19 protein-coding genes are annotated in these 21,848 nt (G+C 72.0%); 13 read left to right on the top strand and 6 right to left on the bottom strand.

All coding sequences use genetic code 11. From position 1 onward, the window contains the following. Positions 1 to 73 precede the first annotated feature (73 nt). Positions 74 to 226, bottom strand: a complete 153-nt coding sequence (locus GA0070607_RS32735; RefSeq protein WP_172899004.1) for a hypothetical protein — start codon at positions 224 to 226, stop codon at positions 74 to 76. 157 nt (positions 227 to 383) lie between these two features. On the opposite strand from GA0070607_RS32735, the gene efeU reads away from it, so the two are divergent. From efeU to hpf, 8 genes are all read left to right on the top strand, one after another. Continuing rightward, positions 384 to 1,328, top strand: a complete 945-nt coding sequence (gene efeU, locus GA0070607_RS07910; protein ID WP_089017607.1) for an iron uptake transporter permease EfeU — start codon at positions 384 to 386, stop codon at positions 1,326 to 1,328. Positions 1,329 to 1,350: 22 nt separating this feature from the next. Continuing rightward, the gene (efeO, locus tag GA0070607_RS07905; protein WP_089017606.1) at positions 1,351 to 2,484 is read left to right on the top strand and encodes an iron uptake system protein EfeO; all 1,134 of its coding nucleotides are present in this window, start codon (positions 1,351 to 1,353) and stop codon (positions 2,482 to 2,484) included. Positions 2,485 to 2,509: 25 nt separating this feature from the next. Continuing rightward, entirely contained in the window at positions 2,510 to 3,787 is a 1,278-nt protein-coding gene (gene efeB / locus GA0070607_RS07900) for an iron uptake transporter deferrochelatase/peroxidase subunit (RefSeq protein ID WP_089017605.1), read from the top strand. Positions 3,788 to 4,006: 219 nt separating this feature from the next. After that, complete coding sequence (gene mtrA / locus GA0070607_RS07895) at positions 4,007 to 4,696, top strand: MtrAB system response regulator MtrA (protein WP_089017604.1); 690 nt, start codon at positions 4,007 to 4,009, stop codon at positions 4,694 to 4,696. 12 nt (positions 4,697 to 4,708) lie between these two features. Then, positions 4,709 to 6,466, top strand: coding sequence for an MtrAB system histidine kinase MtrB (gene mtrB, locus GA0070607_RS07890; RefSeq protein ID WP_089017603.1), 1,758 nt, complete (start codon positions 4,709 to 4,711; stop codon positions 6,464 to 6,466). Beyond that, complete coding sequence (locus tag GA0070607_RS07885) at positions 6,463 to 8,247, top strand: LpqB family beta-propeller domain-containing protein (RefSeq protein WP_089017602.1); 1,785 nt, start codon at positions 6,463 to 6,465, stop codon at positions 8,245 to 8,247. The genes mtrB and GA0070607_RS07885 overlap by 4 nt, the downstream gene beginning before the upstream one ends. A 4-nt stretch (positions 8,248 to 8,251) precedes the next feature. Beyond that, positions 8,252 to 8,959: a ComF family protein gene (locus GA0070607_RS07880; RefSeq protein WP_408630870.1), complete on the top strand. Its 708-nt coding sequence runs from the start codon at positions 8,252 to 8,254 to the stop codon at positions 8,957 to 8,959. Between the two features lie 247 nt (positions 8,960 to 9,206). Next, complete coding sequence (gene hpf / locus GA0070607_RS07875; protein ID WP_089017600.1) at positions 9,207 to 9,851, top strand: ribosome hibernation-promoting factor, HPF/YfiA family; 645 nt, start codon at positions 9,207 to 9,209, stop codon at positions 9,849 to 9,851. 78 nt (positions 9,852 to 9,929) lie between these two features. Here the strand turns inward: hpf and GA0070607_RS07870 are convergent, their stop codons facing one another. Both GA0070607_RS07870 and GA0070607_RS07865 read right to left on the bottom strand, forming a co-directional pair. Continuing rightward, complete coding sequence (locus GA0070607_RS07870; RefSeq protein ID WP_089017599.1) at positions 9,930 to 11,036, bottom strand: GNAT family N-acetyltransferase; 1,107 nt, start codon at positions 11,034 to 11,036, stop codon at positions 9,930 to 9,932. Between the two features lie 2 nt (positions 11,037 to 11,038). Further along, the gene (locus tag GA0070607_RS07865; RefSeq protein WP_089017598.1) at positions 11,039 to 12,187 is read right to left on the bottom strand and encodes a GNAT family N-acetyltransferase; all 1,149 of its coding nucleotides are present in this window, start codon (positions 12,185 to 12,187) and stop codon (positions 11,039 to 11,041) included. Between the two features lie 168 nt (positions 12,188 to 12,355). On the opposite strand from GA0070607_RS07865, the gene secA reads away from it, so the two are divergent. Continuing rightward, positions 12,356 to 15,283 carry a preprotein translocase subunit SecA gene (secA, locus tag GA0070607_RS07860; protein WP_089017597.1) on the top strand — a complete coding sequence of 976 codons (2,928 nt, stop codon included), beginning with the start codon at positions 12,356 to 12,358 and terminating at the stop codon, positions 15,281 to 15,283. 298 nt (positions 15,284 to 15,581) lie between these two features. Here the strand turns inward: secA and GA0070607_RS07855 are convergent, their stop codons facing one another. Both GA0070607_RS07855 and GA0070607_RS07850 read right to left on the bottom strand, forming a co-directional pair. Next, entirely contained in the window at positions 15,582 to 16,172 is a 591-nt protein-coding gene (locus GA0070607_RS07855) for an Rv3235 family protein (RefSeq protein ID WP_089017596.1), read from the bottom strand. A 101-nt stretch (positions 16,173 to 16,273) separates the two neighbouring features. Beyond that, complete coding sequence (locus GA0070607_RS07850) at positions 16,274 to 16,501, bottom strand: helix-turn-helix transcriptional regulator (protein ID WP_089017595.1); 228 nt, start codon at positions 16,499 to 16,501, stop codon at positions 16,274 to 16,276. Between the two features lie 216 nt (positions 16,502 to 16,717). On the opposite strand from GA0070607_RS07850, the gene GA0070607_RS07845 reads away from it, so the two are divergent. Continuing rightward, complete coding sequence (locus tag GA0070607_RS07845) at positions 16,718 to 17,227, top strand: DUF6912 family protein (protein WP_089017594.1); 510 nt, start codon at positions 16,718 to 16,720, stop codon at positions 17,225 to 17,227. A gap of 18 nt (positions 17,228 to 17,245) precedes the next feature. On the opposite strand, the gene GA0070607_RS07840 is transcribed toward GA0070607_RS07845, so the two are convergent. Continuing rightward, positions 17,246 to 18,310, bottom strand: coding sequence for a hypothetical protein (locus GA0070607_RS07840; protein WP_231930902.1), 1,065 nt, complete (start codon positions 18,308 to 18,310; stop codon positions 17,246 to 17,248). Positions 18,311 to 18,662: 352 nt separating this feature from the next. On the opposite strand from GA0070607_RS07840, the gene pruA reads away from it, so the two are divergent. From pruA to GA0070607_RS07825, 3 genes are all read left to right on the top strand, one after another. Next, positions 18,663 to 20,291, top strand: a complete 1,629-nt coding sequence (gene pruA / locus GA0070607_RS07835) for an L-glutamate gamma-semialdehyde dehydrogenase (protein WP_089017593.1) — start codon at positions 18,663 to 18,665, stop codon at positions 20,289 to 20,291. A 62-nt stretch (positions 20,292 to 20,353) separates the two neighbouring features. Further along, positions 20,354 to 21,157, top strand: a complete 804-nt coding sequence (locus tag GA0070607_RS07830) for a tryptophan 2,3-dioxygenase (RefSeq protein WP_089017592.1) — start codon at positions 20,354 to 20,356, stop codon at positions 21,155 to 21,157. Between the two features lie 143 nt (positions 21,158 to 21,300). Then, positions 21,301 to 21,816, top strand: a complete 516-nt coding sequence (locus GA0070607_RS07825; protein WP_089017591.1) for a PadR family transcriptional regulator — start codon at positions 21,301 to 21,303, stop codon at positions 21,814 to 21,816. The last annotated feature ends 32 nt before the right edge of the window (positions 21,817 to 21,848 follow it).

Raw genomic sequence — 21,848 nt, 5'->3', positions numbered from 1 at the left:
TCGGCTGCTCTCGCGGCCGGCCCGGTTCGTCGTCTCCGCACCCGGTGTGGGCGGGCGAAGCTGGGGCGCCGGGTCAGCCCGAGCGGCGGCGGGTGGGTCGGAACCAGGTCCAGACGCACCAGGCCAGCCAGCCGAGCGACACGGCGGTGGCCAGTGGCCGCAGGCGCAGCGCGCTGAGCAGCAGCACCACGGCCAGCACCGCCAGCCACGGCAGGAATGCCTTCACGGCGGGGATCCTCCCACAGCCGGACCGCGGGTGGTTGATCGTCGACCGACGGACGGTCGCTGAGCATGTAAAGAACGACTTGACGAGGCCTCTGAACTGGGGGAAGGTATGGCTGTCCTAAGTTAGCTGAGCCATACCTAACGATCCCGGAGCTCCGATGTTCGCCACCTACCTGATCGGCCTGCGGGAGGGCCTGGAAGCGACCCTGGTGGTCAGCATCCTCGTCGCCTTCCTGGTGAAGTCGCAGCGCCGGGACCGGTTGCCCCAGGTGTGGGCGGGCGTCGCCCTGGCAGTGGCCCTCTCGGTGCTCTTCGGCTGGCTGATCGAGTACACCTCGAGTTCGCTGCTGGCCCGTTCCGAGGACCGCGAGCTGTTCGAGGCGATCACCTCCGTCGCCGCAGTGGTCTTCGTCACCTGGATGATCTTCTGGATGCGGCGGGCCGCCCGCACCATCGCCGGCGAGCTGCGCGGCAAGCTCACCGAGGCGCTGGCCGTCGGGTCCCTCGCGGTCGCCGGGATGGCCTTCCTCGCGGTGATCCGGGAGGGCCTGGAGACCGCGCTGATCTTCTACTCCGCCGCCCAGGGCGCGGCCGGCGACAGCGGACCGCTGCTCGCGCTGATCGGCGGCATCGCCACGGCCGTGGCGCTCGGCGTGCTGCTCTACGCCAGCGCCCTGCGAATCAACCTCGGCAAGTTCTTCACCTGGACCGGGGCGCTGCTGATCCTGGTAGCCGCCGGCATCCTCAAGTACGGCGTGCACGACTTCCAGGAGGCCGGGGTCCTGCCCGGCCTGAACGACCTGGCCTTCGACATCACCACCGCGCTCGACCCCAGCACCTGGTACGCCGCGCTGCTCGCCGGAATGTTCAACGTGACCCCCGCGCCCACCGTGCTGGAGACGATCGCCTGGATCGGGTACGCCGTACCGGTCCTCCTGCTCTTCCTGCGCCCGACCCGCCGTACGCCGGCACCCGTCGCGGCGCCGGCCGGCCCCGAGGCCGAGACGGCGCCGACGACCGGCGCGACCACCACCACCGTTCCCGAGCGCGGGGCCGACACCGGCACCGGGGCCGAGGCGGCGTCCACGCCGCAGCGTGCCTGACCCACGAGGAGAGACAGCCCAGATGCGTACCACCCGATTCTTCGCGCTGGCCGCTGCCGGCGTGCTGGCGACGACAGGTGTCGCCGCGTGCTCCGACTCCGAGAAGGGTGACGCGGCCGAGGCCGGCGGCCCGATCGTGGTCAAGGCCACCGACACCGCCTGTGAGGTCGGCACCACCGACCTCGGCGCCGGCACCGCCACCTTCAAGATCACTAACTCGGGCGCGAAGGTGACCGAGTTCTACGTGTACGCCTCCGGCGACCGGGTGATGGGCGAGGTCGAGAACATCGCCCCCGGGCTGAGCCGCGAGCTGCACGTGGAGCTGCCGGCCGGCACGTACGAGACGGCCTGCAAGCCGGGGATGAGCGGCAAGGGCATCCGCGGCGCGCTCAAGGTCAGCGGGTCCGCCGAGCCGCTGACCGCCGACGCCGCGCTGGCCGGCGCGACCGACAACTACCAGCGCTACGTCAAGAGCCAGACCGCCGCGCTGCTGGAGAAGACCGAGGAGTTCGTCGCAGCGGTCAAGGCCGGCGACGTGGCGAAGGCCAAGGCGCTCTTCCCGGTGGCCCGCACCTACTGGGAGCGGATCGAGCCGGTGGCCGAGATCTTCGGTGACCTCGACCCCAAGATCGACGGCCGCGAGGAGGTCATCGAGGAGGGGATGGAGTTCACCGGCTTCCACCGGATCGAGAAGGACCTCTGGCAGTCCGGCGACATCAGCAAGGACGGCCCGATCGCCGACCGCCTGCTGGTCGACGTCAAGGAGATCGTGGCCAAGGCCAACGCGGAGAAGCTCTCCCCGCTCCAGCTCGCCAACGGGGCCAAGGAACTGCTCGACGAGGTGGCCAGCGGCAAGATCACCGGCGAGGAGGACCGTTACTCGCACACCGACCTGTGGGACTTCGCCGCCAACCTGGAAGGTTCCAAGGCTGCCGTGTCCGCCCTCCGCCCGGCGCTGGAGCAGCGCTCGCCGGAGCTGGTCAAGCAGCTGGACACCGAGTTCACAAACGTCGAGGCGCTGCTCGGCGAGCACCGCGACGGCGACGGGTGGAAGCTGCACACCGCGTTGAGCAAGGCCGAGCTCAAGGCGCTCTCCGACGGCATCAACGCCCTCGCCGAGCCGATCAGCAAGGTCGCCGCAGTCGTCGCCCGGTGACCGGACGTCAGGGAGGGTCGAGTCGATGAGCGGGAGCAGGTTGACCCGGCGGCGAGCGATCACGCTCGCCGGTGCCGGGGTGGCCGGAGTCGCCGGGGTGGCGGCCGGCGCGGGCGCGCTGATCAGCGGCTCCCGTGACCCGGCCGCGGCCAGTGACCACCCGGCGCAGGCGGTGCCGTTCCACGGCGAGCACCAGGCCGGCATCGTCACCCCGGCCCAGGACCGGCTGCACTTCGTCGCCTTCGACGTGATCACCAAGGATCGCGGCCGGCTGGTCGAGCTGCTCCAGGAGTGGACGGCGGCCGCCGCGCGGATGACCGCCGGGCGGGACGCCGGGGTGCTCGGTGCGGTGGGTGGGATGCCGGAGGCCCCGCCGGACGACACCGGCGAAGCGCTCGGCCTGCCCCCCTCGCAGCTCACCCTGACCATCGGCTTCGGGCCGACGCTGTTCCGCGACGCCGACGGCCGGGACCGATTCGGCATCGCCGACCGGCGCCCGGCCGCCCTGGCCGAGCTGCCGAAGTTCCCCGGCGACGCGTTGCAGCCGCAGCTCTCCGGGGGCGACCTCTGTGTGCAGGCGTGCGCCAACGATCCCCAGGTGGCGGTGCACGCGATCCGCAACCTGGCGCGGCTCGGCATGGGTGTGGTGAGCGTCCGCTGGTCGCAGCTCGGCTTCGGCCGTACCTCGTCGACCTCCCGCGATCAGGCCACGGCGCGCAACCTGTTCGGTTTCAAGGACGGCACGGCCAACCTGAAGGCCGAGGAGACCGACCTGCTGCGCGACCAGCTGTGGGTGCAGCCGGGCGACGGGCCGGACTGGATGACCGGGGGCTCGTACCTGGTCACCCGCAAGATCCGGATGCTCGTGGAGACGTGGGACCGGACCTCGCTGGCCGAGCAGGAGGAGATCGTCGGCCGGACGAAGGGCAGCGGCGCCCCGCTGGGCCGCACCGACGAGTTCGACGAGCCGGATTTCGCCGCACGCGATGCCGACGGGCAGCCGTTGATCGCCGAGCACGCCCACGTCACGCTGGCCCACCCCAGCCGGAACAACGGCGCCCACCTGCTACGCCGCGGCTACAACTTCGTCGACGGCTCGGACGGCCTCGGCCGGCTCGACGCGGGTCTGTTCTTCATCGCCTACCAGCGGGATCCGCGCCGGCAGTTCGTGCCGATCCAGACCCGGTTGGCCCGGCACGACGTGATGAACGAATACCTCCGGCACGTCTCCAGCGGCCTGTTCGCCTGTCCGCCCGGCGTGCGCGACGGCGGCGACCACTGGGGGCGGGCGCTCTTCGGCTGACGGCCGTCCGGATCGCGACAGGGCGACCGGCCGAAGCAGCGGTGGCGCCGGGCGGCACCGAGGGGGATCATGGGTAACCCGGCGGGGATTCATCCGTGCCGGATCCCGCACCACGTGGCGCCGCCGCCGCGGGTCGCGGTGACATGCTTGCCGGCGGCGCTATCCGTTACCGGGTGACGCCGGTCCCACCGAACTGAACGGGGATGCAATATTAATCCCATGAGAGCCCGGGTACTGGTGGTCGACGACGACCCCGCGCTCGCCGAGATGCTCGGCATCGTGCTGCGTAGCGAGGGCTTCCTGCCCTCGTTCGTGGCCGACGGCGAGCGGGCGTTGGCGGCGTTCCGCGACAGTCGTCCCGATATCGTCCTGCTCGACCTGATGCTGCCCGGAATGAGCGGCATCGACGTGGCCCGGTCGATCCGAGCGGAGTCCGGCGTGCCGATCGTCATGCTGACCGCCAAGAGCGACACCGTCGACGTGGTGCTCGGCCTGGAGTCCGGCGCCGACGACTACGTGGTCAAGCCGTTCAAGCCCAAGGAGCTGGTCGCCCGGATGCGGGCCCGGCTGCGCCGGGGCGAGGACGTGGCGCCGGAGATGCTGACCATCGGGCCAACCGGCAACCAGATCACCATCGACGTGCCCGCGCACACGGTCAGCCGCAACGGCGAGGAGGTGAAGCTGACGCCGCTGGAGTTCGACCTGCTGGTCGCGCTCGCCCGCAAGCCGCGTCAGGTCTTCACCCGTGAGGTGCTGCTGGAGCAGGTCTGGGGCTACCGGCACGCGGCCGACACCCGGCTGGTCAACGTGCACGTACAGCGGCTCCGCGCCAAGATCGAGCCGGACCCGGAGCGGCCGGAAATCATCCTCACCGTGCGGGGCGTGGGCTATAAGGCGGGGACCGGATAACCTGGTCACACTGTGTCAACCTCCCCGCCCCCGCACCCTCAGACGACGGCTGCCCGCCGGCCCCACGCCGGCTGGGAGCTCTGGCGTGCGTTGAGCGGGCAGGCCGCCCGGACTGTGGCGCGGGTCCACCAGACCTGGCGCCGCTCGCTTCAGGTGCGGGTGGTGACCATCACGCTGGTCGCCTCCAGCCTGCTGGTCGGGGGTTTCGCGTACCTGATCGCTGACAAGATCACCACGATCCTGCTCGACAGCGCCCGCACCGACGTCCAGCAGCGCGTGAACAGCGGCGCCGGCTACGCGGCCAAGCAGGTCTCCCTGTACGGCCAGCCGCAGGAGGCGCAGCTCCAGGAGACGATCGAGGACACGGTCAACTACCTGGCCGGCGGCGACCCCGAGCAGATCAGTGGTGTGGTGGTGGCGATCACCGCCGACGGCTATCCGAACGTCATCCAGACCCGCACCGCGCCCGCGGCGAACGTCCAGCCATTGATCAGCCCGGAGCTGCGGGCCGCGGTCGCCAGCGGCAAGGTGGCCAGCCAGATCCGCACCGGCCAACTGACCGGAAAATCCACCAAATACCTGGTCTACGGCTCGCCGGTGCCCACCCAGTTCGGCCAGATCGAGCTCTACTACCTCGTGCCCCTGACCCGGCAGGACGGCACCGCCGCCGACGCCCGAGCCACAGTGGTGGCCACCGGGGTCGCCCTGGTGATCCTGCTCGGGCTGCTCGCGGCCCTGGTCACCCGGCTGGTGGTCAATCCGGTCCGGGTCGCCGCGCGGACGGCCCAGCGGCTCTCCGCCGGCCTGCTCGACCAGCGGATGGTGGTCAACGGCGAGGACGACCTCGCTCTGCTCGCCGCGTCGTTCAACCAGATGGCGACCAACCTGCAACGGCAGATCCTCCGCCTGGAGGAGATGTCCCGGTTGCAGCGCCGGTTCACGTCCGACGTCTCCCACGAGCTGCGTACCCCGTTGACCACGGTCCGGATGGCCGCCGACCTGATCTTCGCCGAGCGTGACGAGTTCGACCCGGCGGTGGCGCGCAGCGCCGAGCTGCTCCAGGCCGAGCTGGACCGGTTCGAGGAACTGCTCACCGACCTGCTGGAGATCAGCCGGTTCGACGCGGGCTTCGCCATGCTGGACGCCGAGCCGACCGACCTGGTGCCGGTGGTGCACCGGGTGGTCGACCGGCTCGCCGGCCTGGCCGAGCGGGTGGGCGTCCCGATCGAGCTGGACCTGCCGAGCACACCGGTGATCGCCGAGGTCGACCCGCGCCGGGTCGAGCGGGTGCTGCGCAACCTGGTCGGCAACGCCGTCGAGCACGGTGAGGCGCGGCCGGTGCTGATCACTCTCGGCATCGACGAGACCGCCGTGGCGATCACGGTCCGGGACCGTGGCGTGGGGCTCAAGGTGGGCGAGGAAAAGTTGGTGTTCAACAGGTTCTGGCGGGCGGACCCGTCCCGGGCCCGGCAGACCGGTGGCACCGGTCTGGGCCTGTCCATCAGCCTCGAGGACGCCCGGCTGCACGGCGGTTGGCTGGAGGCGTGGGGTGCGCCGGGGCAGGGCGCGCAGTTCCGGCTCACCCTGCCGGCCCGCGCGGGGGACCGGCTGACCACCTCGCCGCTGCGGCTGGTGCCCGCCGATGCCGCGCTGCCGTTCGGTGGCCCCCGCGTCGGCGGCCCGTTGGCCATCGGTCCCGGCACCGGCGGCACGCCGGCGAGCGACCCGGCGTCGGCCGAGGACGCCCAGCGTGCGGAGGTGCGATCGTGAGGCGGCAGGTCCTGGTCGGGGCACTCGGCGCGGCGCTGCTGCTGGGTGGGGGGTGCGGCATCCCGGCGTCGTCCGACGTGCGGGTGGACGGCAAGGGCGGGACCGCGACGGAGGCCGGCTCGATCAACGGCCAGCGCAGTGAGCCGCCGACGCGCACGGCCAGCGGCAGCGACATCGACGCGTTCGTGCGCAACTTCCTGGCCGCCGCCGCCGGTGAGCCGGACCGGGCCTACGAGCGGGTCAAGCTGTTCGTGGCTCCGGAGCACCAGACCAAACTGCAGGAGAAGAAGGGCAGCGAGGTCGCGCTGAACGTGGTCCGACTGGGTGAGACCGTCTTCACCGGCAACAGCGACTCGACCACCACCGTGAAGATCAAGGTGCAGCAGCTCGGCCTGCTGCGGGCCAACGGCACACTGGCCCCGCCGGTGGCGACCGAGACGGGGTACGAGTTCCGGGTGCGCAGCGCGGTGTTCGGCGGTGACGACGAGCGGGCCGGCCTGTACGTCCTCGACCCGCCGAACGTGCTGCTGCTCAGCGACAACGCCCTTCAGCGGTACTACCAGGACGAGTCGATCTACTTCTGGAGTTCCGACGGCAGCCGTCTGGTGCCCGATCAGCGCTATCTGCCGATGGCCGTACCGGACGAACGCCGGGTCAACGAGGTGGTGAAGTGGCTGGTCGGTGGCCCGTCCGACTGGCTGCGCCCCGGTGTCGTCGGGCTGCCCGACCGCACCGAGCTGGTCAACAACGCCACCGGCGCGAACAACCGGTGGGAAGTCAACCTGGACATGTCCGGTGACGACCAGACCCAGATCGACCGGTTGATCACCCAGCTGGCCTGGTCGCTGGGCGACCTGCGGGGCGAGCTGGAGCTGAAGGTTCGCAACAACTCGCAGCCCGTGCAGGATCTGCAAGCGCGCCGGGACTCCGAGCCGCTCTACCCGATCAGAGAGGACCCGCAGCGGTTCGGCGTCTACGAGGGCGCCATCCGCCCGCTCGACTTCGCCGGCGAGCCCAGCGGCGACGTGCCGTTGTCGGCCGAGGTCAACCGCAACATCGTGTCCGCGGGCCTCGCGCGGGCCGAGGGCCGGATCCTCGCAGCGATGGTGGTCGCCGCCGGCAGGGATCGGCAGCGACTCGCGGTGGGCACCGGCCCCGGGCTCAAACGGAGCGGGGACGACTACGCCTCGATCAGCCGCCCGGTCTGGCTGCGCACCGTCGACGCCCGACCGGGCCGGGGCCTGGTGGTGGCCGATGGCCGGCTCTACCGCTTCGACGAGGACGCCGGGATGTACCAGGTGCCGCTCAACCTCCCCACCCCCGAGGTCACAGCGGTGGCCGCATCGCTGGACGGCCAGCGGGTCGCGTTGATCGCCGGCGGCCGGCTCTACGTCGCGGCGGTCAACCTGGACGGCGGCGGGGTCTCCATCGGCCCGCCCCGGGCACTCGTCACCTCGCTGACCGGCCTCAGCGCAGTGGACTGGAACGGCGAGGACAGCCTGGTGGCGGCCGGGTCGGCCGGTCAGCCGGCGATTTACGGGATCAGCGTGGACGGAGCCCTGGAGACGCCGCTGAAGACCGACGTGGGTGCCAAGGTCAACCACCTGACGGCGCCCCCGGAGGTGCTGTCGCCCAGCGGGGGGTACATGTACGAGGCGAACGGGGTGGCCTACCGCAGCAGTCCGTTCGAGCGGATCGAGGCCGCACGGGTCCGGGACGTCGCTCCACCGCCGGCCGGGCTCCGCCCGAGCAACCCGTCGGCCCCGTTCTTTCTCTACTGACATCGTGCGCGGGCTCTGGGCCGACCTCGGCGACCTGGTCCTGCCCACCGACTGCGCGGGCTGCCGGGAGCGTCGGCCCGGTCTGCGGCACGGAATCTGCCCGACCTGCGTGACGACGCTCGGCGCGCTGCGTCCCCGTTCCGTCCGTCCCACCCCCGCTCCAGCGGGCCTGCCGCCCTGCGTCGCCCTCGGCCCGTACGCCGGCCCGCTGCGCGAGGCGCTGCTGGCGTACAAGGACCACGGCCGGCACGGGCTGGCCCGCCCGCTTGGCGCGCTGCTCGCCGAGGTCGTCGCGGCGGCGGTCGGCGGGGCCCGTCCGCTGGCGTTGGTGGCGGTGCCGGACACCGCGGCGGCGGCCCGGGCCCGCTACGGCGACCACCTGGACCGGCTGGCCCGGCACTGCGCGGCGCGACTGAGCCGTGCCGGCTGGCCGGTCCGGGTGCACCGGCCGCTGCGGGCGCTGCCCCGGCCCGATTCGGTGACGCTGGACAGCGCCGGCCGGGCGGCGGCTGCCGAGGCGGCCTTCCAACCCCGGTCCGGTGCTCGGCGCGGGGGTGGCACCTCGGGTGTGGCGCCCGTCGTCGTGTTGCTGGACGACATCGTCACCACCGGGGTGACCCTGGCCGCGTCGGCCCGCGTGCTGGCCGCGACCGGGCAGGCGCCGGGCGTCGCCGCTGTGCTCGCGGCAACCGAGAAGAAACGACCTTCGTAACCGTTCGTGTTTCCGTTTCACCCGTTGGTGTATGAGCTGCGAAAAATCACCGGCGGTCTCGGCAACATGGGGTGACTGCCGGGCGAACACGAGTTAGCGTTTCGCTGTCGGGGGTAGGAGGTCAATCCCACCCGCCCTCGGCGGTGAGAGGAGGCGTAGCCGCACTGACCGGTCGACGCCAGCGGGGGCTCCCCAGGGCGCGCGGCCGGGTAACCGGATCGAAGACCGTCCGAACAAGGGAGGTCACGTGGACATCGTGGTCAAGGGCCGAAACGTCGAAGTGCCGGACCATTACCGGGTGCACGTAGCCGAGAAACTCGCAAAGATCGAACGCTACGACCACAAACTCATTCGTGTCGATGTCGAGCTGTTTCACGAGCGCAATCCGCGCCAGGCCGACCACTGCCAGCGGGTGGAGATCACCTGCGTTTCCCGGGGCCCGGTGATCCGGGCCGAGGCGTGCACGAACGACTTCTACAGCGCACTCGACGCGGCGATCGCGAAGCTGGACACCCGGCTGCGCCGTGCGGCCGACCGCCGCCGCGTACACCGGGGTCGGCACGCGCCGATCTCCGTCGCCGCCGCCACCGCCGGCCTGCCGGTCGAGGACCTGGTGGCCGCCCCGCTGAGCGCGCCGGGTGACGGTGCCCGCTCTGGCACGGCCCTCGTGGAGCGGGTCGAGGACGAGCACGACGGGCAGCCGTGGCACATCGCCCGGGAGAAGGTGCACCCGGCGGAACCGATGACCATCGACGACGCGCTCTTCGAGATGGAACTGGTCGGCCACGACTTCTACCTGTTCCAGGACAAGGAGTCCGGGCGACCCAGCGTCGTCTACCGCCGCCACGCCTACGACTACGGCATCATCTCCCTCGCCACCGACCGGCCCTGACCACGTCGATCACGGGGGTCGTGGTGGGCGGGGAGGCCGCGAAACGGTGCCGACCGCCCACCACGACTCCCTGATCAGTCAGCGGAGGTCGGCGGGTAGCAGGGCGAAGGTCAGGTCGTCGAGGCGGGTGCCGGCCAGGCCGGGGAGCCGGGCACGCTGCAAGCCCTCGCGGTGGAAGCCGACCCGCTCCAGCACCCGGTGGGAGGCGGTGTTCTCCGGCACGGTGCCGGCGGTCAGCCGAGCGATACCGGCCGGCCCGAACGCCCACCCGGCGAGCAGCCGGACGGCCCGTGTCGCGTACCCCCGGCCCCGCCAGTCGGGCAGCAACGCGTAGCCCAGCGACGCCTCCCCGCTGGCCACGTCCGTGTACGACAACCCGCAACTGCCCGCCGGCTCGCCGGTGTCCCGGTCGGTGATCAGCAGTCGGGCGATGTCGCCGGTCAGCCACCCGCTCTCCGCGAGCCGGCAGCGGCGCTCGATCGCGGCCCGTTCCGGCGGCACAGGTGGCGCCTGGTTCGCCACCACCTCGGGTCGGCTGTGCAGCCGGTACATCAGCTCGGCGTCGTTTGGGGCGAGCCGGCGCAGTGCCACCACCTCATCGGTGAGCATCCCGCCGGGCAGGTCGGGCAGCAGCCGGGCGGTCGGCCCGGGCGGGTCGCCGGCCAGGCGTACCCAGGCCAGCAGGTCGTGCCGGCCGTCGCCCCGGCTCGGGCCGGCCGACCGGCGTACCCCCTCGTACCGGAAACCGGCGGCCAGCGCGACCCGTTGGCTGGGCCCGTTCTCCGGGTCGGTGAGCAACTCCAGCCGGATCGTCCCGGTGGCGAACGCGTGCTCGCTCAGCGCGCGGGTGGCGGCTGTGGCAACCCCCCGCCCGCGCGCCTCCGGCCGCACCCAGTAGCCGATCTCGACCTGGCCCCGGTCGGGCGCCGGGTTGTTCAGCCCGATCCCGCCGAGCAGCCGGTCGGTGGCCGGGTCCGCGACCGCGTACGCCGCACCGCCCCCGGTCCAGGTCGCCGGGGCACCGGAGTCGATCCACCACCGGGCGTCGGTTTCGGTGTACGGCGCCGGCAGGCTCGGCACGAACCGCTGGCTCACCGGGTCCGCGCAGGCGGCGACCACGTCGGCGGCGTCGTCGGCGCGGAACGGGCGCAGGCGGATCCCGTGCGCCTCGACGACGTGCCTCATTGTCACGTCAGGTCCTCGGCGAGCAGTGCGGCCACCCAGGCGTCTACCCGCTCACCCCGGTGCTGCACCCCGCCCCGGGCGGTCCCCTCGAAGGCGAAACCCGCCTTCTCCGCCACCCGGCGCGAGGCCGTGTTGCCCACGTTCGCCTTCCATTCGATCCGAGCCAGGCCCAGCGTGGTGAAGCCCCACGCGCTGAGCGCGGCCAGCGCGGCCGGCATGTAACCCCGGCCGCGGGCCGCCGGGGCGGTCATGAAGCCCACATCGGCCAGCAGCGGATCGGCGGGGGAGAGCCGCAGGTCGATCGAGCCGGCGTACCGGTCGTCCGGGTCGGCGAGCACGTAGCAGGCGGCGTCTCCCCGGGCCCAGGCCTCCCGGCTGAAGCCGCGGTACCACTGCGCGTCGGCGCGCTCGTACGGGTCCGGCACCGTCGTCCAGCGGATGGTCTCCGGATCGCGGCAGGTCTCCACCACGGCGTCCAGGTCCCGCTCCTCCATCGGCCGTAGCGGCAGCTCGCCGGCCCCGGCGGTGGCGAACAGGGTGGGCTGGGGGCGGCCGAAGACGGCGGCTCGCCGGGCAGCCAGGGTGCCCGGACCGGCCGGGCCGGTGGCCCCGGGGGCGGGCACCTCGCCGGGTAGCAGTGAACCGACCCAGCCGTCCGCGGCACCGCCGGGCGCCGGGTCGGCCAACCGCAGCCGGCCGTCGATCCGGAACCCGGCGCGGAGCGCGACCAGCCGGGACGCGTGGTTGCCCACCTCGGCCTGCCAGACCAGCCGGCGCAGCCCGAGCGTGTCGAAGGACCAGCGGGCCAACGCTCGGGCGGCCCGGACGGTGACCCCCCGGCCGCGCGCCCACGGGGCCGTCCAGTAGCCGATCTCACCGGTGCCGCCGGCGATGGAGACCAGCCCGCACGAGCCGAGCAGGTCGCCGGTGACCGGGTCGCAGACCGCGAGTGGCGCCCCGGTGCCCTCGGCCCAGGCCCGCCCGCTCAATTCGGTCACGAATCCGTGAGCGTGTTCCGGCAGATATGGGCGCGGTACGGTGGTCCAGCGCTGGATGTCCGGGTCCTGGCACGCGCGGTGCACCGCGTCGGCGTCGGTGTCCCGCCAGGGCCGCAGCAGCAGGCCGTCCTCGATGATCTCCACAGGCTCCACCCGTGCATCGTGCCGGAACGTTCGCCGACGGCGTAACCGGATAACCTGCGGTACGCACCCGGTGCGCGAGTTATGTCGGGTTCGGCGGGGTGGACCGCCGCCACCAGTGACCATCGCGCCGATGGAGCGCCTACGATGGTTCGAGACTGTCTAGGGGAGCGTTGATCCGTGTCGATTCTGGAAAAGGTCCTTAACGCGGGCGAAGGCCGCATGGTGCGTCGGCTCAAGGCCATCGCCAATGCCGTCAGCTCGATCGAGGACGACTACGTCAACCTCACCGACGAGGAGCTGCGCGGCATGACCGAGCAGTTCCGCGAGCGGCTCGCCGACGGCGAAACCCTCGACGACCTGCTGCCGGAGGCGTTCGCGGTGGCCCGCGAGGCGGCCGCCCGGGTGCTCGGCCAGCGGCCGTACGACGTCCAGGTGATGGGCGGCGCGGCGCTGCACTTCGGCAACATCGCCGAGATGAAGACCGGTGAGGGCAAGACGCTGACCTCGGTCATGGCCGTCTACCTCAACGCGCTCTCCGGCGACGGCGTGCACGTGGTCACCGTCAACGACTACCTCGCCCAGCGCGACGCGGCCTGGATGGGCCGGGTGCACGAGTTCCTCGGGCTGACCGTCGGCGTGGTGCTGCCCAACCGGCCGGCCAGCGAGCACCGGGCCGCCTACGAGTGCGACATCACCTACGGCACCAACAACGAGTTCGGCTTCGACTACCTGCGCGACAACATGGCCTGGTCGAAGGACGAACTGGTCCAGCGGGGGCACAACTTCGCGGTGGTCGACGAGGTCGACTCGATCCTGATCGACGAGGCCCGTACCCCGCTGATCATTTCCGGTCCGGCCGAGCACTCGGCCCGCTGGTACGGCGAGTTCGCCGGCGTGGTGGCCCGGCTCCAGCCCGGCACCGACGGCGAGGGTGACTACGAGGTCGACCACTCCAAGCGCACCATCGCGGTCACCGAACGCGGCGTCGCCAAGGTCGAGGACCGGCTCGGCATCGACAACCTGTACGAGTCGGTGAACACTCCGCTGGTCGGCTACCTGAACAACGCCATCAAGGCCAAGGAGCTGTACAAGCGCGACAAGGACTACATCGTCAGCGACGGTGAGGTCCTGATCGTCGACGAGTTCACCGGCCGCATCCTGCACGGCCGTCGCTACAACGAGGGCATGCACCAGGCGATCGAGGCCAAGGAGGGGGTGGAGATCAAGCAGGAGAACCAGACCCTGGCCACCATCACCCTCCAGAACTACTTCCGCCTCTACAACAAGCTGTCCGGGATGACCGGTACGGCGCAGACCGAGGCGAGCGAGTTCAACAAGGTCTACAAGGTCGGCGTCGTGAGCATCCCGACCCACCGACCGATGGTCCGCGAGGACCGGCCGGACGTCATCTACAAGACGGAGAAGGCCAAGTTCAACGCGGTGATCGAGGACATCGCCGAGCGGCACCAGATGGGCCAGCCGGTGCTCGTCGGCACCGTGTCGGTGGAAAACTCCGAGATCCTCTCCCAGCTGCTGCGCCGCCGCGGCATCCCGCACAACGTGCTGAACGCCAAGTTCCACGCCCGGGAGGCCGAGATCGTGGCCCAGGCCGGGCGCAAGGGCGCGGTCACCGTGGCTACCAACATGGCCGGCCGTGGCACCGACATCCTGCTCGGCGGCAACGCCGAGTTCCTCGCCGCCAACGAGCTGCGCCAGCGCGGCCTCGACCCGGTGGAGAACGAGGAGGAGTACGCCAAGGCGATGGAGGAGGTCCTGCCCAACTGGAAGCAGGCCTGCGACGCCGAGGCGGACGAGGTCGCCGCGGCCGGGGGCCTGTACGTGCTGGGCACCGAGCGGCACGAGTCCCGGCGGATCGACAACCAGCTGCGGGGTCGCGCCGGCCGGCAGGGTGACCCGGGCGAGTCCCGCTTCTACCTGTCGCTCCAGGACGAGCTGATGCGGCGCTTCCGGGCCGGCGCGGTCGAGGCGGTGATGGAGCGCTTCAACATCCCCGAGGACGTGCCCATCGAGTCGAAGATGGTCACCCGGCAGATCAAGAGCGCCCAGGCCCAGATCGAGGGCCAGAACGCGGAGATCCGCAAGAACGTGCTCAAGTACGACGAGGTGCTCAACAAGCAGCGCCAGGTCGTCTACGCCGAGCGGCTGCGGGTGCTCAACGGCGAGGACCTCTCCGACCAGGTCCGCAACATGATCGACGACACCGTCGAGGCGTACGTGCGGGGTGCCACCTCCGAGGGCTACGGCGAGGACTGGGACCTTGAGCAGCTCTGGTCCAGCCTCAAGCAGCTCTACCCGGTCGGCGTGACGATCGAGGAGCTGGAGGAGGAGGCCGGCGGTTCCCGGGCCGGCATGGACGCCGACTTCCTGGTCGCCCGCCTCAAGGAGGACGCGCACGCCGCGTACGACCGTCGCGAGGAGCAGCTCGGCACCGAGGGGGTGCGCCAGCTCGAGCGGATGGTGCTGCTCCAGGTGATCGACCGCAAGTGGCGCGAGCACCTCTACGAGATGGACTACCTCCAGGAGGGCATCAACCTCCGGGCGTACGCCCAGCGCGACCCGGTGGTGGAGTACCAGCGCGAGGGCTTCGACATGTTCGCCACCATGATGGACGGCATCAAGGAGGAGACGGTCGGCTTCCTCTACAACGTCGACGTCCAGGTGACCGAGCCGGAGCCGGCCGCGGAGTCGGACGAGGTCACGCTGCTCGACAAGCCGGTCGAGATCCGGGCGAAGGGCCTCAACCGCGCGCCGCAGCGGCAGGGCCTGCAATACTCCGCCCCCACCATCGACGGTGAGTCCAGCCCCGGTGCGGTGGCCGTCGAGCAGGCCGAGCAGCAGGCCCCGGCGCTCGGTGTGGGTCGACCGGCTCCGGGTGCCCCGGCGGCGCCGGGTCGGACGGCTCCGTCGGCTCCGCAGCGGCCGGCTTCCGGGTTGCGTGGCCCGGCGGTCCCGTCGGCTCCCGCCCGGCGGCCCGCGCCGAACCAGGCGGAGGCCAGCAACGGTCCGTCCCGTAACGCGCCGTGCCCGTGTGGCTCGGGCCGCAAGTACAAGCGCTGCCACGGCGCCCCCAACGGCGGCAACTGACCGACAGCAGAGCGCGACGGGCCCCGGCCGATCTGGCCGGGGCCCGTCCGTGTCTCCAGCGGGAGAGCCGGCGCAGACCGGGCGGGATCGGGGCCCGGCGGGGCCGCCGTGCCGGGTCCGCACGGGGTGGGATCGGGGCCCGCTGGACGAGGTGATCGACTCGATATCGGCGATGTCGTGGTGTCGTGGCGTCGAGATGCCCCGATGTCGGCGACATGGAGTCGATCAATCCCGGGACCGGCCGCCGGGCAGCCCTCCCCGGCCCCGACCGGGCGTCTCCGGTCGGCGAAGGCCTCGATCAGAGGACGTGCAGTGCCGTGCAGAGCCAGCGGCCTCGGCGGTGCTCGAGGCGGACCGCCATCGCCCAGCTCCGGCCGCCCGCGCCGGTGAGCACCGCGGCCGCCTCCACGGCGGCCTCCCGCGGCTCGCAGGCGCGCAGTCGGCGCAGCCGGACCGCCGGCCGTGCGGCGCGGCGGCGGGGTGACCCGGCTCGCCCGGACGCCCGGGCCAGCTCGGTGAGCAGGTCGCTGGCCTGAGCCGGGTCGAGCAGTGGCCGCAACTGCGCCGGCGACCGGTAGCCGTTGACCACCTCCAGGCAGGTGCCGACGAAGCGGTGCGCGACGCGGGTCGCCTCCGTCACGGTCGACGACGGCAGCGGCGTGCCCGGGTGGGTGGCCGGCCGGGTGGGCATCCGGCGGAGGGCGGCGCGCCGGTCCGACGGCCGGACCGGATCTGGCCGCGTCGAGGCGAACAGGTCGAGGGCGAGCTGGCCGTGGGTCGGCGCCGGCCAGTACGCCCCGTCGGCCTCGTCGGCGTACGGAGGGTCGATGGGCGGGACGGGCCGCAGCCGCACGGGTGGCCGGGACGGACCGGATCGCGACTCACTCATCGCTGCCCCTTCTGATCCTGCGTTTGCTTTCGTTTGCCTTCGACACGCACGATTCTGAGTGATGGAACGGCCCCGGTCAATGGCGCAAGAGGTGGCTGTGGCTACTCGCTGTCGCGGTCGACGAGCGGGTTGCCACGGACCCAGTCGGCGGTCTCGGCGTACTTGTGCGCGATGTACTCCTCCAGCCGGGCGCGCTCGACCCGCCACTGACCGCGGCCACCGATCTTGATCGCCGGCAGCTCCCCGCTGCGCACCATGTGGTAGACCTGCGAGTCCGACACGTTCAGCTCGGCGGCGACGTCGGAGAGCAGCAGGAACCTCGGCTCCACAGGAACTCCCGGTGTTGATGTCGTTTGCCTCAGTTTGCCATCGACAGCCCGGACCGCCCAGCACCCGTACGGCCCCGCGGCGAACCAGGCTCGGCGGGACACACCGGCGGGGAACTTCCACCGGCCGGAGGCGAGGTGTATGACGGTCACGGCGTGCGGCATGATCTGCGCCCGTGCCGGCGGCCGCCGGTGGAGGACTGAGCGGGGAGACGACCGGTGACCGACGAGCTTGTCCGGGTGTACGTGCCGGCGACCGTACCGATGCTGGCCCGCCTGCGTGAGCAGGGGCTGACCGCCGACCAGGCGCACGCGGTGACCCCGGCGCTGCGCGAGTGGTACGCCGAGGGCGATGAGGAGGAGTTGGAGTACGTCGCGTTCACCCGGGCCGCCCAGGACGCGCTGCACCTGCTCCGCGCCGACCCGGCCGCGCCCCGCCGCCGGGTCGTCGTCTCGGCCGACCTGCCGCGCGCCGCGCTGGGGCGGGGTGATGGTGAGCTGGGTTCCAGCACTGTGACGTTGGCCGACGCGGTGCCGGTGGGTGCCGTCGCGGCGATCCACGTGGACGGCACGGACGCGGTCGAGGAGGTCGCCGCCGCGGCCGACGTGGTGGCCGAGGCCGCCGCCGGTGACCCGGACGCCCAGTTCACCGTCGACGGCGCCGAGGACCACGAGCTGGAGTGGTACGACGTCAGCGAACTGGACCTGCTGCTGCGCGCCGCCGGCTGAGCCGCACGCCGGCCGGGGTCAGCGGGCCCGGTCCGCCTCGGCCGGGTCCGCGTCGGCCGGATCTGGCTGGTGGTCCGTGTCCGGTGCGGGGGAGTCGTCGGCCGCAACGGGTTCGTCATCGGATCGGGCCGGGCCGAGCGTGCGGCCGAACGCGATGAGCGCGGTCAGCGCCCCCACGAAGAGCACCCAGATGCCGTTGTCCACCCGCGAGGTGCCCAGCGAGGTCTGCGCCACAGCGTCCGCCTCGCTCAGCGCGCCGGCCAGGTCGAGCAGCGACCGGCCACCGATCCGGATGATCACCTCGGCGAGCAGCAGGAGCAGCCCCGGCCCGGCCCCGGCGAGCAGGTACGCGGGCCAGCGCAGCGCCGGCGCGTCGGGATCGCGTCGCACGGCCCGGCGCCGTGCCCAGCTCAGGTAGCCGAAGGCGAGCAGCCCGGCCAGCACGCCGGCGACGAGCGACTCGGTGCGCGACACCCACTTCGCCGCGTTGACCAGCGACTCCTGGCTGTCGCCCGCGCCGAAGAGGTCGAACAGTGGGTCCCGGGCGCGGCTGAACGCGACCACGAAGACCAGAGTGCCCAGCGCGGCGGCCGTCACCGCGCCGACCGCCGGTGCCGTCCGCGCGCCGGCCACCGCGCCACCGATGATCGCCGCGGCGGCGGTGGTGCCCGCGATCACGTTTGTGGTCGAGGTGTCGAAGTAGGTGAGGTTGATCGCGAGCGCGGCGGCCAGACCGACCACCATCCCCGCCCCGATCGCGCCGACGAAGCGCAGGGTGACCCCGTCGCCGTACCGGCGGAACAGGAGGTTGCCGAACGCCAGGGCGACGGCAGCCCCCGCCACCAGCGCGGCGGAGATCACGCCCGGCAGGGCGAACGCGGAGAGGCTGATCGCGGTGACCCCGGCCGCCGACGAGGCGATCGCCTCCCGGGTCGACCAGAGCATGGCGGCCAGCCAACCGAGCGCCAGCAGCGCGAGCGCGGCCGCGCCGGGCGCGGGCATGGACCGACCGCTGGGGATGGCCGGGTCGACCACCGGCTCGTCCGACTCCGCGGCCGGGACGCGGCCGGGCTGCTTGGTCATCGTCTCCCCTTCGAGGCGGCAGGTCACCGACCATTCAGGGTACGCGGGCCCGATGGACCTTCCGCCGTCACGGGACGGCCGCGACCGGTGCCGACCGGTGCGGCTGACGCCGGACGGGTGCCCGCTGTCCGGGCCGGACCACCCGCCCGCGCCTTCGCGGTAAGGAGAGGAGGGGTGGGGCGGTCCTTGGCGCGAGGGCGGTGGTGCAGGTGAGGCGGGCACCCCCGCATGGAAGAATCGTGGGAGGTCCCGCCGCTGCTCGGCCCTCCCGCGTGGCGTCCGGTGTCCGGCCGTCCGGTCGGTGCCCGCGGGTCCGGTTTCGCCACCGCTGTCGAGATCGCCAGGAGCCTTGATGGATGCCGTGTTCTCCGTACCCGAGCCGCGCAACGAGCCGGTTCGCAACTACGAGCCGGGCAGCCCCGACCGGGACCGGCTCCAGCGGCGGCTGACCGAGCTCGCCGCCGAGCGCATCGACCTGCCGATGACCATCGGCGGCGAGCAGCGGATGGCCGCCGGCGACCCGATCAACGTCGTGCAGCCGCACAGGCACGCGCACGTGCTCGGTGTGACCGCGCACGCCACCCACGATGACGCCCGCGCCGCGATCAAGGCGGCCAAGGACGCCGCCCCGATGTGGCGGGCGCTGCCGTTCGAGGAGCGCGCCGCGATCTTCCTGCGTGCCGCCGAGCTGCTCGCCGGCCCGTGGCGGGACACGCTCAACGCCGCCACCATGCTCGGGCAGTCGAAGACCGCGATCCAGGCGGAAATCGACGCGGCCTGCGAGTTCATCGACTTCCTCCGGTTCAACGTGCACTTCGCCCGGCGCCTGCTCGAGGAGCAGCCCAGCTCCTCGCCCGGCGTCTGGAACCGCTTCGACCACCGCCCGCTGGAGGGCTTCGTCTACGCGGTCACCCCGTTCAACTTCACCGCCATCGCCGGCAACCTGCCCTCGGCGCCGGCGCTGCTGGGCAACACGGTGATCTGGAAGCCGGGCCCGACCCAGCAGTTCGCCGCGCACTTCACCATGCGGCTGTTCGAGGCCGCCGGCCTGCCGCCCGGCGTGATCAACATGGTCACCGGCCGGGGCGAGGAGGTCTCGGACGTCGTGCTCGCCGACCCGGACCTGGCCGGCATCCACTTCACCGGTTCGACCAAGGTCTTCCAGCAGCTGTGGCGGACCGTCGGCGACAACATCGCCCGCTACCGGGGCTACCCCCGTCTGGTCGGCGAGACCGGTGGCAAGGACTTCGTGGTCGCGCACACCAGCGCCGACGTGGACGCCCTGCACACCGCGCTGATCCGCGGCGCCTACGAGTACCAGGGCCAGAAGTGCTCGGCGGCCTCGCGGGCGTACGTGCCGCGCTCGCTCTGGGAGGGTGGCCTGCGGGACCGGCTGGCCGCCACCACCGATTCGCTCACCTACGGCGACGTGGCCGACTTCAGCAACTTCGGCGGCGCGGTGATCGACGACAAGGCGTTCTCCCGGCACACCGCCGCGCTGGAACTGATCTCCGGCGACGACACCTGCCGGGTGCTGGCCGGCGGGACCGCCGACGACTCGGTCGGATACTTCGTCCGGCCGACGCTCTTCGAGTGCAGCGACGCCGCCCACGAGACGTTCACCACCGAGTACTTCGGGCCGATCCTGGGCGTGCACGTCTTCGACGACGCCCGCTTCGACGACGTGGTCGCGCAGGCCGAGTCGATCGCCCCGTACGCGCTGACCGGGTCGGTGTTCGCCACCGACCGCCGGGTGATCGACGCGGTCGGTGAGCGCATGCGGTACGCGGCCGGCAACTTCTACATCAACGACAAGCCCACCGGCGCGGTGGTCGGGCAGCAGCCCTTCGGTGGCGCCCGGGCCAGCGGCACCAACGACAAGGCGGGTTCCTGGCTCAACCTGGTTCGCTGGGTGTCGCCGCGGACGATCAAGGAAACGTTCGTTCCACCGACCGACCACACGTACCCGCACATGGGCTGAGCTGACCGGCGACGACCGCCGGCGGCGCGCGTGGCGCTGCCGCCGGCGGTAGCCTGGCCGGGGTGACGCACCCCACCCCCGCGCCCGATCCCCGCTTCGGGGAACAGGGCGGCCTGCTCACCTACAGCGACTACCTGCGGTTGGCCGATCTGCTCGCCGCGCAGGTGCCGGAGTCCGACCCGGCCTCCCACGACGAACTGCTCTTCATCACCATCCACCAGGTGTACGAGCTGTGGTTCAAGCTGTTGCTCGCCGAGCTGTCCGACGCCCGTGACCGGATGCTGGCCGGCGAGACCTACCTGCCCCGGGTGCGGCTGGAACGCTGCCACGTGGTGGAGCGGGTGCTGGTCGGCCAGGTCGACGTGATCGACACGATGACGCCGCAGGATTTCCTGGCCTTCCGCACCAAGCTCGCCCCGGCCAGCGGGTTCCAGTCGGTGCAGTTCCGGGAGATCGAGTTCCTCTCCGGGCTCAAGGACCCGGACTTCCTGCACCGGTTCCGCCGGTTGCCGCCGACCGAACGGGACCGGCTGGAGCGGCGACTGGTCGAGCCGAGCCTCTGGGACGGCTTCCTGGCCGTGCTCGCCCGGGCCGGGTTCCCGGTCGGCGACGCCGAGGCGCGCTTCGCGGCGTACGCCAGGATCGCCGCGGACCGGGAGCGGTTCGGGCCGCTCTGGGACCTCGCGGAGGCGCTGGTCGCCCACGATCAGGCGTTTTCCCTGTGGCGGGCCCGGCACGTGCTGATGGCCGAGCGGCAGATCGGCACCAAGCCGGGCACCGGCGGGTCGGCCGGCGGCGCCTACCTGCGGTCCCGGGTGGAGACGCGCTTCTATCCGGAGTTGTGGGAGCTGCGCAGCCGGCTCTGACCGGGTCGTCGCGACCGGCCCGCGCAATCCATCGATAGTCCTCAACGGACAGTCTGCGACCGACAGTGCACATAGGAAGTCCTGTCGGGTGGCAAACCGTCAAATCCTGGACGCCGCGAGCGCAAAGTGGCAGCGTAGTGGGCATGGCGGATTCCGGAGTCAACCCCACGGCGGCGGCCCTGCTCGGGCTGCTCCACGAGGGTCCCATGACAGGTGGTCAGTTGATGGCCGCCGCTGAGCGCCGGCTGGCGCCGTACTGGTCGATGACCCGCAGCCAGGTCTACCGCGAGTTGCCGGTGCTGGCCGAGCGGGGTCTGGTGCGGCTCGGCAAGCCGGGGCCGCGGATGAGCCAGCCGTACTCGCTCACCGCCAGCGGGAAACGGACATTTTCCCGCTGGCTGACGGAGAACCCGGGGCGGGACACCATCCGCAACCCGATAGCGCTTCGGATGGCCTTCGGCGAGTTGCACTCCGCCAGCCAGCTCAAGAGCCTGTACGCCTCCGCCAACGAATACCACACCGAGGCCCTCGCCCAGGTGCGGGAACAGGTGAAGAACGCCAAACGGGACGGGGAGACGTACGACGCCAGCGCGCTGGAGTTCGCCGTCGCCTACCACCGCGCGGCCCTGTCGTGGCTGAAGTCCGCTCCCGTCGGGTGACCAGCGGCGGGTTCGCGCATAGGGAACGAGCT

Origin of the sequence: Micromonospora coriariae (assembly GCF_900091455.1) — a bacterium.
GTDB classification, from domain to species: Bacteria; Actinomycetota; Actinomycetes; order Mycobacteriales; family Micromonosporaceae; genus Micromonospora; species Micromonospora coriariae.
Note: the sequence above shows the minus strand (reverse complement) of the source record. Positions and strands in the feature narration are given on the sequence as shown.

Coding starts and splice junctions, on each gene's coding strand:
- efeU (WP_089017607.1), top strand. CDS start 384: ATGTTCGCCACCTACCTGATCGGCCTGCGGGAGGGCCTGGAAGCGACC.
- efeO (WP_089017606.1), top strand. CDS start 1,351: ATGCGTACCACCCGATTCTTCGCGCTGGCCGCTGCCGGCGTGCTGGCG.
- efeB (WP_089017605.1), top strand. CDS start 2,510: ATGAGCGGGAGCAGGTTGACCCGGCGGCGAGCGATCACGCTCGCCGGT.
- mtrA (WP_089017604.1), top strand. CDS start 4,007: ATGAGAGCCCGGGTACTGGTGGTCGACGACGACCCCGCGCTCGCCGAG.
- GA0070607_RS07870 (WP_089017599.1), bottom strand. CDS start 11,036: ATGAGGCACGTCGTCGAGGCGCACGGGATCCGCCTGCGCCCGTTCCGC.
- GA0070607_RS07855 (WP_089017596.1), bottom strand. CDS start 16,172: ATGAGTGAGTCGCGATCCGGTCCGTCCCGGCCACCCGTGCGGCTGCGG.
- GA0070607_RS07840 (WP_231930902.1), bottom strand. CDS start 18,310: ATGACCAAGCAGCCCGGCCGCGTCCCGGCCGCGGAGTCGGACGAGCCG.
- pruA (WP_089017593.1), top strand. CDS start 18,663: ATGGATGCCGTGTTCTCCGTACCCGAGCCGCGCAACGAGCCGGTTCGC.
- GA0070607_RS07825 (WP_089017591.1), top strand. CDS start 21,301: ATGGCGGATTCCGGAGTCAACCCCACGGCGGCGGCCCTGCTCGGGCTG.